General features: G+C 66.3%; 11 protein-coding genes. 9 read left to right on the top strand and 2 right to left on the bottom strand.

The features are described from left to right. Positions 1-74 precede the first annotated feature (74 nt). The 5 genes from fliL (at position 75) to HAP47_RS15100 (ending at position 7,388) form a co-directional block, all read left to right on the top strand. On the top strand, positions 75-563 hold the full coding sequence (gene fliL, locus HAP47_RS15080) for a flagellar basal body-associated protein FliL (protein WP_057018626.1): 489 nt from the start codon (positions 75-77) through the stop codon (positions 561-563). An 18-nt stretch (positions 564-581) separates the two neighbouring features. Beyond that, positions 582-1,784, top strand: coding sequence for a flagellar motor switch protein FliM (gene fliM / locus HAP47_RS15085; RefSeq protein ID WP_092115408.1), 1,203 nt, complete (start codon positions 582-584; stop codon positions 1,782-1,784). Next, entirely contained in the window at positions 1,781-2,251 is a 471-nt protein-coding gene (locus HAP47_RS15090; RefSeq protein WP_173637553.1) for a DUF6468 domain-containing protein, read from the top strand. The genes fliM and HAP47_RS15090 overlap by 4 nt, the downstream gene beginning before the upstream one ends. Further along, positions 2,248-3,060, top strand: coding sequence for a MotE family protein (locus HAP47_RS15095; protein WP_173637552.1), 813 nt, complete (start codon positions 2,248-2,250; stop codon positions 3,058-3,060). The genes HAP47_RS15090 and HAP47_RS15095 overlap by 4 nt, the downstream gene beginning before the upstream one ends. Before the next feature lie 485 nt (positions 3,061-3,545). Then, entirely contained in the window at positions 3,546-7,388 is a 3,843-nt protein-coding gene (locus tag HAP47_RS15100) for a tetratricopeptide repeat protein (protein WP_173637551.1), read from the top strand. A gap of 115 nt (positions 7,389-7,503) precedes the next feature. Here the strand turns inward: HAP47_RS15100 and HAP47_RS15105 are convergent, their stop codons facing one another. Then, complete coding sequence (locus HAP47_RS15105; RefSeq protein WP_371821784.1) at positions 7,504-8,322, bottom strand: glyoxalase superfamily protein; 819 nt, start codon at positions 8,320-8,322, stop codon at positions 7,504-7,506. A 298-nt stretch (positions 8,323-8,620) separates the two neighbouring features. Here HAP47_RS15105 and HAP47_RS15110 point away from each other — a divergent pair, with 298 nt between their 5' ends. From HAP47_RS15110 to HAP47_RS15125, 4 genes are all read left to right on the top strand, one after another. Continuing rightward, the gene (locus HAP47_RS15110) at positions 8,621-8,857 is read left to right on the top strand and encodes a hypothetical protein (RefSeq protein ID WP_173637549.1); all 237 of its coding nucleotides are present in this window, start codon (positions 8,621-8,623) and stop codon (positions 8,855-8,857) included. Positions 8,858-8,882: 25 nt separating this feature from the next. After that, positions 8,883-9,842: a LysR family transcriptional regulator gene (locus HAP47_RS15115; RefSeq protein WP_173637548.1), complete on the top strand. Its 960-nt coding sequence runs from the start codon at positions 8,883-8,885 to the stop codon at positions 9,840-9,842. An 88-nt stretch (positions 9,843-9,930) separates the two neighbouring features. After that, the gene (locus HAP47_RS15120) at positions 9,931-10,641 is read left to right on the top strand and encodes an SDR family NAD(P)-dependent oxidoreductase (protein WP_173637547.1); all 711 of its coding nucleotides are present in this window, start codon (positions 9,931-9,933) and stop codon (positions 10,639-10,641) included. A 130-nt stretch (positions 10,642-10,771) separates the two neighbouring features. Continuing rightward, positions 10,772-12,013 carry a YbfB/YjiJ family MFS transporter gene (locus HAP47_RS15125; RefSeq protein ID WP_231168887.1) on the top strand — a complete coding sequence of 414 codons (1,242 nt, stop codon included), beginning with the start codon at positions 10,772-10,774 and terminating at the stop codon, positions 12,011-12,013. On the opposite strand, the gene HAP47_RS15130 is transcribed toward HAP47_RS15125, so the two are convergent. Continuing rightward, positions 12,010-13,161: an aminotransferase class V-fold PLP-dependent enzyme gene (locus tag HAP47_RS15130; protein ID WP_173637546.1), complete on the bottom strand. Its 1,152-nt coding sequence runs from the start codon at positions 13,159-13,161 to the stop codon at positions 12,010-12,012. The genes HAP47_RS15125 and HAP47_RS15130 overlap by 4 nt on opposite strands. Between the last annotated feature and the right edge of the window lie 8 nt (positions 13,162-13,169).

Below are 13,169 nucleotides of genomic sequence, written 5' to 3' on the forward strand. Positions count from 1 at the left end.
GCCTTTGTATCGCGTCTTCAAGCCAAAGCTGGGGCAAATCGCGTTCGCATCCTTCAGGTCGAAGCGAGCGGACGATGGCGGACGAGGAAAAGACGGATAGCGGCGAGGGCGCGGCCGCTCCGAAGAAGGGCAAGCTCAAGCTGATCATTGCCGTCGTCGGCTTCCTCGTCGTGCTCGGCGCGGGGGCGGGCGGATGGTTCTTCTTCATGCGCGGTCACGGCGAGGAGCAGCACGCCGAGGCGCCGCCGCCGAAGCCGCCGAGCTTCGTCGACGTGCCCGACATGCTGGTCAATCTGGTCGGCGCGCCCGGCGAGCGCGTGCAGTATCTCAAGCTGAAGCTCGTGCTCGAGGTCAAGGAAGAGAAGCAGGTCGAGGCGATCAAGCCGGCGCTGCCGCGCGTCACCGACCTGTTCCAGACCTATATGCGCGAACTGCGCCCGAGCGATCTGAACGGCTCGGCCGGCCTGTTCCGTCTCAAGGAAGAGCTGACCAAGCGCGTCAACCTCGCGCTGGCGCCCAACCAGGTGAACGCGGTGCTGTTCAAGGAAGTCGTGATCCAGTGACGGGGCGGATGTAAAGCCATGGCCGGCAACGACCAGATGGACCAGGACGCCATTGCGGCCCAGTGGGAAGCCTCGCTCGATTCCGAGGATCCCGCGGCGGCCGCGGCGGAAGCTGCCAAGAACGAACTCACCGAGAACATGGCGCTGCAATGGGCCGCCATGGTCGAGGACGGCAGCCGCGACTTCGGCGGCAAGAACACCAACGGCGAGCGCGTGCTGTCGCAGGAGGAGATCGACAATCTCCTCGGCTTCACGGTCGGCGACGTCAGCCTCGACGATCATTCCGGCATCCGCGCCATCATCGATTCCGCGATGGTGTCCTACGAGCGCCTGCCGATGCTCGAAATCGTGTTCGACCGCCTGGTGCGGTTGATGACGACGTCGCTCCGCAATTTCACCTCCGACAACGTCGAGGTCTCGCTCGACCGCATCACGTCGGTGCGCTTCGGCGACTACATGAACTCGATCCCGCTGCCGGCGGTGCTCTCGGTGTTCAAGGCGGAGGAGTGGGAGAATTTCGGCCTCGCCATGGTCGACTCCAACCTGATCTATTCGATGATCGACGTGCTGCTCGGCGGCCGCCGCGGCCAGACCCAGCTCAAGATCGAGGGTCGGCCCTACACCACGATCGAGACCAACCTCGTGAAGCGGCTGGTCGAGGTGGTGCTGTCGGATGCCGAGCAGGCGTTCCGGCCGCTGTCGCCGGTGACCTTCACGATCGACCGGCTCGAGACCAACCCGCGCTTTGCCGCGATCAGCCGCCCGGCCAACGCGGCGATCCTGGTGCGCCTGCGCATCGATATGGAAGACCGCGGCGGCAATGTCGAATTGCTGCTGCCCTACGCCACCATCGAACCGATCCGCAACGTGCTGTTGCAGATGTTCATGGGCGAAAAGTTCGGCCGCGATCCGATCTGGGAAGGCCATTTCGCCACCGAGGTGGCGCAGGCCGAGATTGCGGTCGATGCGGTGCTGTACGAGGCCGATATCCCGCTCAAGGAGCTGATGAAGCTCAAGGTCGGCGACACGCTGCCGCTGGACATCCGCTCCGACGCGCTGGTCTCGGTCCGTTGCGGCAATGTCACCCTGACGGAGGGGCGCATGGGCCGCGTCGGCGACCGCGTCGCGATCCGCGTCACCAAGAATTTGCGCAAACCCCAAACCACCTTCGCGATGTTCGAGAAGGCGGACGAGCGGACCAAGATGATGGAGGCACCATGAGTCATGTGCTTGGACTAGCAATCGAGAGTCTGGTGGCCGTGCTGCTGATGCTGACGATCGGCTATTGCTGGCTGCTCAACAAGCGGCTGCAGCGGCTGAAGGCGGACGAGCATTCGCTGAAGGCGACGATTGCGGAATTGATCACCGCGACCGAGATCGCCGAGCGGGCGATCGGCGGGTTGAAGCACGCGGTGCGCGACGTCAACGAGAACCTCGGCAACCAGCTCGATGCGGCGGTGCAGATGTCGGCGCAGCTGAAGAACCAGCTGGCGGAAGGTGATGGTGTGGTGCGCCGCCTGTCCAAGATCGCGATGGCCGCGCGGCCGCCGGAGCCCGCGCATGCGTCGGCAGCAGCGGCGCCTGCCGCGCCGGTGGCGCAGGCGCCCAGGGTTTCGGCGGCGCGCGCGGTTGCCGCGGCGGCTGAAGCCTTCACCGAGCGCAGGAGGGCCGGCGGCCTCGCTGCATGAAGTTGCTTCGTGACATCAGAGTGATGCCCGTGGTGCTGGTCGCGATCTTCGGCCTGATGGTGCTGAAGGTCGCGGGCCTCGTGCTTGATGGCGGTTACGTGTTTGCCGACGACGCGCCGCCGGCCGGCCCGGCCGGTCCATCTTGGGCGCAGCAGAATTTCAACTTCCCCGGCGCTCCCAAGGCGGTTGCCGACGGCAAGATCAAGGCCGATCCCGGCGACATCACGGGATCGGTCGAGGGCAAGGACGCGAAGAAGGACGAGGCTCCGAAGCCGGCCGCACCGGCCGCGGAGGCGCCCAAGCCCGACGGCGTGGTGGTCAATCTGGATGCGCCGCCGCCGGTGTCGGCGTCCGAACGCGCGATCTTGGAACGGCTGCAGTCGCGCCGCCAGGAGCTGGAGACGCGCGCTCGCGAGGTCGAGATCCGCGAAAGCCTGCTGAAGGCCGCCGAGAAGCGTATTGAGGCCAAGGTCGAGGAGGCCAAGGCCAATGACGCCAAGGCGAATGCCGATGCGGCGGCAAAGGCAGAAGCCGACGCCGCCCGCTTCAAGGGCATCGTCACCATGTACGAGAACATGAAGCCGAAGGACGCCGCAAAGGTGTTCGACCGGCTGGAGATGACCGTGCTCTACCAGATCGCCTCGCAGATCCAGCCGCGCAAGATGTCGGACATCCTCGGCCTGATGCAGCCGGAGGCCGCCGAACGGCTCACGGTCGAACTCGCCCGCCGCGCCGGCGGCGACAAGTCGGTATCAACAGACGATCTGCCCAAGATCGAAGGCAAGATGCTCACGCCGAAGACGAATTGACGGAGTGTGTTAGCCTCTGAGGCTAATTTTCGGTGGGTTTGCGCGCGCGCCAGGCGACGCGCCTTTGCGACGTCGGCGATAGCCGTAGCGACGAAAGATGGATCGTCCTCATCCAGCGCCGCTGCAATTACAAGCGGTTTGCTGCTCAAGTGCTTTCAGATGATCCCGGATGCCGAATCTCGTCGTAGCGAGCGGCATCTTGAACCGCCATTTCCGCGAGCCGTTCCAACGTGATGGCAAGTGTTCTTTAACCATACCGCAAACACGTTCGACTGTGGTCTGATACACCCATTGCCGGCAGATTACCGCGGGGCCAAGCCGGCTCCGAAACCCGCTTCAAAGACACCTTCCTGGTTCCTTCCTAGCCTCCGTGAAACAATCCGTTGACGTTAACAGCTCCTTAACGCCGCCCGATCCAAGATCGGAACGCGTGGGCGAGGGCGCTTCGCGCTGGTTTGGCTGGGGTCCCGAGAAGACGTTTCGAGATGGCGCGAACGGCTGCCGCTGAAACATGGTCGCTAGGCCGCGCCTGGGCGCGGACTGCGCATCTGTGCCTGCTTGCCACCGGCCTTGCCCTTGCAACCCTCACATGTCCGACCACAGTGCGGGCCCAGGACCCGCCGCCGGTGCCGGGCGAGGCGACATTCTCCGCCGCGAACGGCTATGCCCGGCTGGTGCTGAAGCTGACGGAGGATGTCGAGTCGGAGGTCACGACTGCCGGCTCGATCATCGTGATCCGCTTCAAGCGTCCGGTCGATATCCCCGTCGAGAAACTCTCCGATGCGGTGCCCGATTATGTCGGCGCTGCGCGCCGCGATCCCGACGGTTCGGCGATCCGCTTGTCGCTGGCGCGCCGCGTCACCATCAACACCATGACCGCCGGCGAGCGCATCTTCGTCGACTTCCTGCCCGACGGCTGGACCGGCCCGCCGCCGTCATTGCCGCAGGAAGTGATCCGCGAGTTGGCGGAGCGCGCCCGTGCCGCCGAGCGTCTGTTGCGCATCCAGCGCGCCGCCGATGCCGCCAAGAAGAAGCCGCCGATCCGCGTTCGCGCACTGGTGCAGCCCACCTTCGTCCGTTTCGTGTTCGAGGTTCCCGACGGGGTCAGCGTCTCCTCGGTGCTGAACGAGCAGAAGCTGACGCTGTCCTTCAACTCGGTCCTGAGCTTCGATCTGGCCGATGCCAAAGTTGCCGCTCCCCCGAACGTCGCGTCGATCAGTTCGCGCGCCGACACGGATACATCGGCGGTCGACGTGACGCTGATTGGCGATGTCGACGTGCATTCGTTCCGCGACGAGAAGAACTACATCGTCGATGTCGCCTTCCAGCAGAGCGAGCAGCAGCAGGCGGCGAAGCCCTCGCTGAGCTCGTTGTTGCCGACGCCGCGCGGCAAACCGAAAGGGGCGACTGCGATCGCACCGGTGACATCGGAAAGCATCGCGCAGCAGGCCAAGATCGAGATCAAGTCCGAGCAACCCAAGGCAGAGCAACTCAAGGCAGAGCAACTCAAGGCAGAGCAACCCAAGGCGGAGCCGGCCAAATCGGAACAGGTAAAGTCCGAGCAGATGCAGTCCGAGCCGGTCAAGTCAGAACAGGCCACGATCGAACAGCCGGCGCCCGCGCCCGCCAAATCGGAACAGCCGAGATCCGAACTGCCCAATTCGGAGCTGCAGAAGATCGCCGCGGCGCCGGCGGCCGACGTCGAGAAAGCCGCTGCGCCGGCCGCACCGCGCGCGGGCGGCGCTGCGACCGAACAGAGCGACGCGCCAAAGCCTGCGCCTGCTGTCGCAGCCGCGCCGGCCATGGAGGCGCCGAAGCCAGCGGCGGCGCCATCGCCCCCCGCAGAGGCCCGCGCCAGCGCCTCGTCCGCGGTCGAAGCCCTGCGCGACAGCGACGGGTTGCGGGTGACGTTCTCATTCCCCGGCGCGACGCCGGCGGCGCTGTTCCGTCGCGCCGACACGGTATGGATGGTGTTCGACACGCCTGAGGCGATCGACATCGATCCGATCCGCGCCAAGGCCGGCTCGCTGATATCAGATGTCAGCCGGATCGCGCTGGAGAAGGGGCAGGCGGTGCGCTTTCGCCTCAATCGGCCGCAGATGCCGTCACTCGAGAGCGACGACCGCTCGCGCGGCGTGAGCTGGACGCTGACCTTCGCCGACCGGGTGCAGAAGCCGCCGCTGCCGCTCAGCGTGGTGCGCAATATCAGCGAGCCCTCGCTCGCCAATGTCAGCGTGCCACTCGCCAATCCCGGCCAGCTCCACAGACTGATCGATCCCGATGCGGGCGATACGCTCTGGGTCGTGACCGCGCCGCCGCCGACCCGCGGCATCATCAAGCGGCAGGACTTTGTCGAGCTCTCGCTGCTGGAATCGATTCACGGCGTCGTGGTTCATCCGAACGCCGACGACGTCAAGGCGGAGGTCGGCGCCGACAAGGTGATGCTGGGCCGGCCCGGCGGCCTGACGCTGTCGTCGGCCGACGTCGCCGCCGAGCGCGCGACCACGGCGGTGAAGCCGCTGTTCGATCCGGATGAGTGGCGCAAGAACCAGTCGGAGAATTTCCTCAAGCAGCTCGACGGGTTGATTGCGGCGGCTTCGACCGCCAATGCCGAGCAGCTGCCGCAGGCGCGGCTCGATCTCGCCGATTTCTACATGGCGCGCGGCATGTACCAGGAAGCTCATGGTGTGGCCAATCTGATGCTGTCCGAGAGCAAGCGCGGCAGCGAGGCGGCGTCCGTGGTGATGGTGCACGCGGTTGCCAGCATCCTGATCGGGCACCCGGCGCAGGGCCTCAAGGACCTCGCCAATCCCGTGATCGGCAACGGTTACGATTCCCAATTGTGGAAGGGGCTCGCCTTCGCCCGCGAGGGCAAATGGCCTGAGGCGCGCGAAAAGTTCAAGAACGCCGAATTCGCGGTCGCGACGCTGCCTCCCGATCTGCAGCGCATCGTCACGATCGACTCGATGAAGGCCTCGCTCGAGGTCAAGGACTATGCCGGCGCCGCGCGGCGCAAGAGCGATCTCGACGTGGTCGGCGTTCCCGACGCGCTCAAGCCCGCGGTTGCGGTGCTGCGCGGCCGGCTCGCCGAAGCGCTCGGCCAGGAGAAGGATGCGCTCGACGCCTATCGCTTCGCCGCCAGTTCGCCCGACCGTCAGGCCGCCGCCGAAGGCAGACTGCTGGAGACGCTGCTGCGGCAGAAGCGCGGCGAGATCGGCCGCGACGATGTGCTGAAGGAGCTCGAGCTCTTGTCGATGCTGTGGCGCGGCGACAATATCGAGCTGAAGACGCTGTACGTATTGTCGAAGATCTATGCCGAGACCGCGCGCTACGCCGATGCCTTCGCGGTGACCCGTGCGGCGACCCGGCTGCAGCCGAACGCGCCGGAATCGCGCCAGGCGCAGGATGCCGCCTCGGCGTTGTTCGTGCAGCTCTATCTCGGCCCGAAGGGCGACGAGATGGCGCCGATCGATGCGCTCGGCACCTTCTACGACTATCGCGAGCTGACGCCGATCGGCCGCCGCGGGGACGAGATGATCCGCCGTCTCGCCGACCGCCTCGTCGGCGTCGATCTGCTCGACCAGGCCGCCGACCTCCTGCAGTACCAGGTCGACAAGCGGCTCGAAGGCGCGGCGCGCGCCCAGGTCGCCGCGCGGCTTGCGATGGTCTATCTGATGAACCGCAAGCCCGACCGCGCCATTGGCGCGCTGCGCTTGACCCGGATCGCAGACCTCTCCGGCGAACTGCGCCAGCAGCGGCTGCTGCTCGAGGCGCGCGCGCAGAGCGACGTCGGCCGGCACGACCTCGCGCTCGACATCATCTCGAACATCACCGGGCGCGAGGCGATCCGGCTGCGCTCGGACATCTATTGGGCGTCGCGGCACTGGCGCGAAGCGTCCGAGCAGATCGAGCTCTATTACGGCGACCGCTGGCGCGATTTCACGCCGCTCAACCCGAGCGAGAAGGCCGACATCATCCGCGCCGTGGTCGGCTACGCGCTCGCCGAGGATGCCATCGGGCTGTCCCGGTTCCGCGAAAAATACGCGCCGCTGATGTCCGGCGATGCCGATAAGCTGGCGTTCGACGCGGCCAGCAAGCCGGTCGCCACCTCGAGCGGCGAATTCGCCCAGATCGCGCGGATGGCCGCCAGCGTCGACACGCTCGACGGCTTCATCCGCGAGATGAAGACCCGCTTCCCCGACGCCACCGCCCGCGCGCCGCTGCCCGATCCGTTCACGACCGGATCGCTGCCGGAGAAGCCGAAGGCCGCGCCGGTCAGCGCGCTGCCGGTCATCAAGGGCGAGCGCCGCGCCGGCGCGACGCCGTAGAGCATTTTCGGTTCTGATTGAATCAGAACGGAAGCTCTAGATCTTTGTGTTGACGCGTTTTCTTCACGCGAACCGGTGCCCACTTCGCTTGAAAACGCTCGAGCGGCGCCGGCTCTCACGGGCCGGGAGTCACCCACGCGGTCGAAATGATACCCTTGTCGTCGAGCGCGATGCGCCAGTGCGTAGCGCCGTTCGCCTGTCTGACGCTATAGACGTCTTCGCCTTGCTCGCCGACACCGAGAAAGCGGGTCGACTGGATCGTGCCGAGGTCCGCGAGGGGCTGAAGCCACGCCATCTGCTTGCGGGTCGCCGCCGCCAGCGGCGGGCTCATCTCATTGTAGTTGGGAGTCCCCGAGGCGATCCCATCGATCAGGCGGTGAAGCGCAGCCTCGGTCCCAGGATTTGCCGACTGGTTCTTGACGCGATCCGCCGTCTGATCGGCGATCTTCCGTGCGGCCGCGGCGTCGATGCGCGCCATCGCAATATCGCTGCCGTTCTGATGCAGAATCAGCGAGGTGGCTCGCCCGTCCGGTCCGACAACGAAGCTGACCTGCGCGTCGACGATCCTGGCGAAGAATTCGGTCACGCTCTCCGCAAAGAACCGCACCGAGCGCTGCCCGGTCAGTTGCATCACCAGATGATGTCCGTCAGGTGTCACCGTGAACACGGCGCGGTCGTTGAGCTGATAGAACCCGGCATAGCGATCGAGCGTGGCTGAATCCACGGCGGTCTCCCGCCGCGTGACGATCGGCGGTGATTCTGCGGTGGAGTCTGCAGCCTGTGCCGGCGTGCTCGGCGGTCCGGCGGAGTGAATCCGGGCGGACAGCGTGTTCCAATCACGCAGACCGAGGACGTTGGCGATCAGCTCCAGGCTGTCGCTGTGGGTGAGGGGGATCGATTTGGCGGCGAGCGCTTCGCGCAGCGTCTGCGCCATGGCCTTGGCATCACGAAAGTCGCGCATGAGATCAACCTTTGCATCGACGAACGGAAAGCGTCAGGGGCTTGCATTGCTGACCCGTTCGTGTGGGCAAAGGAAGCCTGAAACCTGGCTTGATACGTTCACCGTCCCCGGGGCGGGGTGCAAGCGGCGGGTGGTATCGACCCAGCCCGATGTTCGCCGGGGACCTGCAATTTGTCAATTGCAACAGCCCGTGATCGGGTGCGTCCTCTCGACATTCCGCCGCCAAATCGGCAACCATGGCTGATGTCGCCAGCCGGGAGGACGTCGTTACATGAGCAAGCCGATCAAGACCGAAGCCGAACTCGTCGCGATGGCGCGGGCCGAGTTGAAAGTCCATGCCGACTGCCCCGACGGCATCGACATCTCCGTGCTGCGCGACGGCGACAGCTGGGAATTCCGCGCCAGTGCCAACGAAGCCACGGTGGCAAGGCCCGGCTATCCCGAATGCGTCGCGATGCTGGTACAGATCGGCGATCATCTCAGCAAGCAGTATGACGTAAAGAGCTAGGGGCGGCCGCGAACCGGGGACCGCGATGGATCGCATCGACGCCATGAAGGTCTTCGTCGCGGCGGTCGACGAGGGCAGCCTTGCAGGTGCGGGGCGAAAACTGCGGCGCTCGCCGGCGGCGGTCAGCCGGGCGATCGCGTTCCTCGAGCATCATGTCGGCGCCGAGTTGCTTCATCGCACCACGCGGTCGCTGAAACTGAGCGACGCCGGCCAGCGTTATGCGGCGGCGTGCCGGCGGATCCTCAGCGAGCTCGAGGAGGCCGACATCTCGGCCGGCGGCGAGCGGTCGGCGCCGCGCGGCACGCTGACCATCACCGCACCCGTCGTCGTCGGCGAGGACGTGCTGCGGCCGCTGCTCGACGCCTTCATGACCGAGTATCCGGCGGTGACGGTGCGGCTCGTGATGCTCGATCGCACCGTCAATCTGATCGACGAGGGCATCGACGTCGCGTTGCGCATCGCGCAGCTCGCCGATTCCAATTTTGTCGCGATGAAGCTCGGCGAGGTGCGTCGCGTAGTCGCGGCGTCGCCCAGCTATATCGCGCAGCACCCTGATATCGGCGAGCCGGCTGATCTCGCAAAACACCAGATCATCGCGATGACGCATTTCGGGCTCGACTCCTGGAGCTTTCCGCCTGCCGCGAAGTCGAAGGTGGCGCGCGCGGTCCAGTTCGCGCCGCGCCTCGTCGTCAACACTGTGCGGGCGGCGGTCGCCTCGGCCAGCGAAGGGCACGGCGTCACCCGGCTGTTCTCGTATCACATCGCCGAGGAAATCCGTGACGGGCGATTGCAGATACTGCTTGCCAAGGACGAGCATCCGGCCTTGCCGGTGCATCTGTTGGCGCCGCAGGGTCGCTTCGACGTGCCGAAGGTGCGCGCCTTCGTCGATTTCGCGGCGCCGCGGCTGAAGCGCTATTTCGAGCGGCTGACACGTGAGGCCAGCCAGGCCAGTCGTTCGCGTCGCGGAAGAGTGTCTGCCGAATAGCGGGCATTCGCGCGGAAAGCGGATGTATCTAGCTTGCTCTCCATCGAGGCGGTGCTGACGCCGCTTCAGCAACAGATGGAGAGAGATCATGGGTGCAGAGCAGAAGGTTGCCATCATCACCGGCGCGTCGCAGGGGATCGGCGAGGCGCTCGTCAAGGGCTATCGCGACCGCAACTACCGCGTCGTGGCCAATTCCCGCAGCATCAAGCCGTCGGCCGATGCTGATGTGCTGGCGGTCCCGGGCGACATCGGCGATCCCGAGGTGGCCGACCGCGTCGTCAAGCAGGCGCTCGCGCGCTTTGGTCGCCTCGACACGCTGGTCAACAATGCCGGCATCTTCGTCGCCAAGCCGTTCACGGATCACACCGACCAGGACTACGCGTCGGTGCTCGCAACCAACCTCAACGGCTTCTTCTACATCACCCGCCGCGTGGCGAAGGAGATGGTGAAGCAGGGGTCGGGGCATATCGTGCAGATCACGACGAGCCTCGTCGACCACGCCAACAGCAACGTGCCTTCGGTGCTGGCCTCGCTGACCAAGGGCGGGCTCAGCGCGGCGACCAAGTCGCTCGCGATCGAATATGCCGCCAGGGGCATCCGCGTGAACGCAGTGGCGCCCGGCGTGATCAAGACGCCGATGCACGCCCCCGCGACCCATGATTTCCTCGCCAAGCTGCATCCGGTCGGCCGCATGGGCGAGATGAAGGACATCGTCGACGCCGTGCTGTTCCTGGAAGGCGCGGGCTTCGTCACCGGCGAGATCCTGCACGTCGATGGCGGCCAGAGCGCCGGTCACTGAGGCGCTGACGGCTGTTGCCACATCGAACCTGGCACCTCTCCCGATCGGGAGAGGTGAGCCACGATCGCTGCGAGCGATCGCTGCGATCGGAACTAATCATTTTTCATGAACGGCCGGAGGGCCTACTGCGATGTCCATGTCAGCCAATGTCGATCATCACCGGCGCCATCACGCCGAGCCGCATCGCGATGCAGGCGGGCCGCTGTGGCTGTCCGCCGCCGCGGGGCTGTGCGCCTCGCTGGTCGGGCTCGGGCTGGCGCGCTTTGCCTACACGCCGCTGATCCCGGCGCTGATATCGGCAAAATGGTTCACGCCGGCGGAAGCGGTCTATCTCGGTGCCGCCAACCTTGCCGGCTATCTCGCCGGCGCGCTGATCGCCCGCGATCTCGGTGCGCGCGTCGGCTCGGTGTGGGCGCTGCGCGGCATGATGGTGCTGGCGGCCGTGACCTGCTTTGCCTGCGCGGTGCCGATCTCCTTCATCTGGTTCTTCGGCTTCCGCTTTCTCGCCGGAATCAGCGGCGGCGTGATCATGGTGCTGGCGGCGACCGCGATCCTGCCGCACACCGCACCAAGCAAGCGCGGCCTGATCGGCGGCGTGATCTTCGCCGGTGTCGGACTGGGTATCGCAGCGTCAGGCACGCTGGTGCCGCTGTTGCTGCAGCAGGGCGTCAAACAGGCCTGGTACGGCCTTGGCGTGCTGTCGGCGGTGCTGACCCTGATCAGCTGGAAGGCGTGGCCGGCGGAAGTGCCTGCTGCGCATGCTGTGACGGAGCAGCCTGTTGCTGCGCATGGCGTGCGCTCGCCGCTGGTGATCGCGCTGTGCCTGGAGTACGGGCTCAACGCGCTGGCGCTGGTGCCGCACATGGTATTCCTGGTCGATTATGTCGCCCGCGGCCTCGGGCAGGGGATCGCGGCAGGGTCGTACTACTGGGTGCTGTACGGCATCGGCGCCGTGATCGGCCCGCTGCTCACGGGTCATCTCGCCGACCGCGCCGGCTTCGCTGCGGCGCTGCGCGCGGCGTTCCTGATCGAGGCGGTTGCGGTCGCGCTGCCCGCGGTGACGAACTCGCCCGCCGCGCTGATCGTGTCGAGCCTCATCGTCGGCGGCTTCACGCCCGGCATCGTGCCGCTGGTGATCGGCCGCATCCACGAACTGATCCCGCATTCCGCCGCGAGCCAGCGCTCGGCCTGGGCGCAAGCGACCACGACCTTCGCGCTGTTCCAGGCGGCGGGCGCCTACGGCTTATCCTACCTGTTCGCGCAGAGCGGCGGCGACTATGCGCTGCTGTTCGTGATCGGTGCGGCCGGAGTCGCCGTCGCGCTGGCGATCGAATTGTTCAGCGTAGTTGCATTGGGGCGCAAGCGCGGCTAGGCGCGCAGCGCTTTCGTCAAGAGAGCGACGAGGCGGTCGACATCGGCCTCCTCGTTGAAGACGTGCGGCGAGATCCGCATCCGGCCGAGCCGCAGCGCGACATGGATGTTCTCCGCGGCAAGCCGCGCGATCAGCTCCTTCGGGACGCCGCCGGCCATGCCGAGGCTCAGGATGTGCGGCGCGCGCAGGCCGAGCGCCAGCTGATTGAGCCCGAGATTGCGCACGCCGTCGGCGATTCGCCCGTTCAGCATCGCGAGCCGCGCGCTGACGGCAGCGGCGCCCCATTCCGCCATCATCTCCATGCCGATCGAAGCCATCTCCAGCGTGATGAAATGATCGCGCTCGCCCATGTCATAACGCCGGGCATTGTCGACATAGGCGAGATCTCCGAAATAGACGGGGTTCTCGGAGTTCACATTGCGGCGGCCGGTGGAGGTCTGCTCCAGCGGCACGCCGTTCTGGTGGCGCTTTGCAACGTACAGGAAAGCGCGGCCGTAAGGGCCGATCAGCCATTTGTAGGTTGGAAAGATCACGGCATCCGGATCAAGTCGTCTCACGTCCATCGCGACGACACCCGCGCTCTGCGTCGCGTCGATCACGAACATCGCACCCTGCCGCCGCAGTGCGGCCTGCACCATGTCGACGTCGATGATGCCGCCGTCCGACCAATGGACCGACGAGATCGAGGCGAGGCCGACCGGCGGCGCGCCCGAGCGGTCGATCGTTGCAAGCACCGCCGACGTCCAGTCGCCGTCGGCGGGCTGGCGCACGGTGTCGACGACAAAACCCTGCGCCTCGGCGCGGGCGTGCCACTCCAGCACCGGCGAGGAGTGATCGTTCTCCAGCACGACGACGCGGGTGCCGCGCGGAACGGTCAGCGCCTTCGCCACGGTCGCTATGCCGTAGCTGATTGCCGGGATCAGCGCGACGTCATCAGGATCGGCATTGATCAGGCGTGCCGCCGCGGTGCGGGCGCGTTCATGCTGGCGGCCGGCGAAACCGGCGTCGATCGTCCAGGGCTGGCCCTTGCGTTCGACCGCGGCGCGGCCGGCGTCGAGCGTCTTCAACGGCAGCGGGCTGTAGGACGCCGAGTTCAGGTAGCAGACGTCGCGTGGGATCTCGAACAGATGGCGCTGGGAGGGAAGCATGTCGTCTC

It is taken from the genome of Bradyrhizobium sp. 41S5, assembly GCF_011516665.3.
GTDB classification, from domain to species: Bacteria; Pseudomonadota; Alphaproteobacteria; order Rhizobiales; family Xanthobacteraceae; genus Bradyrhizobium; species Bradyrhizobium quebecense.

Coding starts and splice junctions, on each gene's coding strand:
- HAP47_RS15090 (WP_173637553.1), top strand. CDS start 1,781: ATGAGTCATGTGCTTGGACTAGCAATCGAGAGTCTGGTGGCCGTGCTG.
- fliM (WP_092115408.1), top strand. CDS start 582: ATGGCCGGCAACGACCAGATGGACCAGGACGCCATTGCGGCCCAGTGG.
- HAP47_RS15100 (WP_173637551.1), top strand. CDS start 3,546: ATGGCGCGAACGGCTGCCGCTGAAACATGGTCGCTAGGCCGCGCCTGG.
- HAP47_RS15110 (WP_173637549.1), top strand. CDS start 8,621: ATGAGCAAGCCGATCAAGACCGAAGCCGAACTCGTCGCGATGGCGCGG.
- HAP47_RS15105 (WP_371821784.1), bottom strand. CDS start 8,322: ATGGCGCAGACGCTGCGCGAAGCGCTCGCCGCCAAATCGATCCCCCTC.
- HAP47_RS15115 (WP_173637548.1), top strand. CDS start 8,883: ATGGATCGCATCGACGCCATGAAGGTCTTCGTCGCGGCGGTCGACGAG.
- HAP47_RS15120 (WP_173637547.1), top strand. CDS start 9,931: ATGGGTGCAGAGCAGAAGGTTGCCATCATCACCGGCGCGTCGCAGGGG.
- fliL (WP_057018626.1), top strand. CDS start 75: ATGGCGGACGAGGAAAAGACGGATAGCGGCGAGGGCGCGGCCGCTCCG.
- HAP47_RS15130 (WP_173637546.1), bottom strand. CDS start 13,161: ATGCTTCCCTCCCAGCGCCATCTGTTCGAGATCCCACGCGACGTCTGC.
- HAP47_RS15125 (WP_231168887.1), top strand. CDS start 10,772: ATGTCCATGTCAGCCAATGTCGATCATCACCGGCGCCATCACGCCGAG.
- HAP47_RS15095 (WP_173637552.1), top strand. CDS start 2,248: ATGAAGTTGCTTCGTGACATCAGAGTGATGCCCGTGGTGCTGGTCGCG.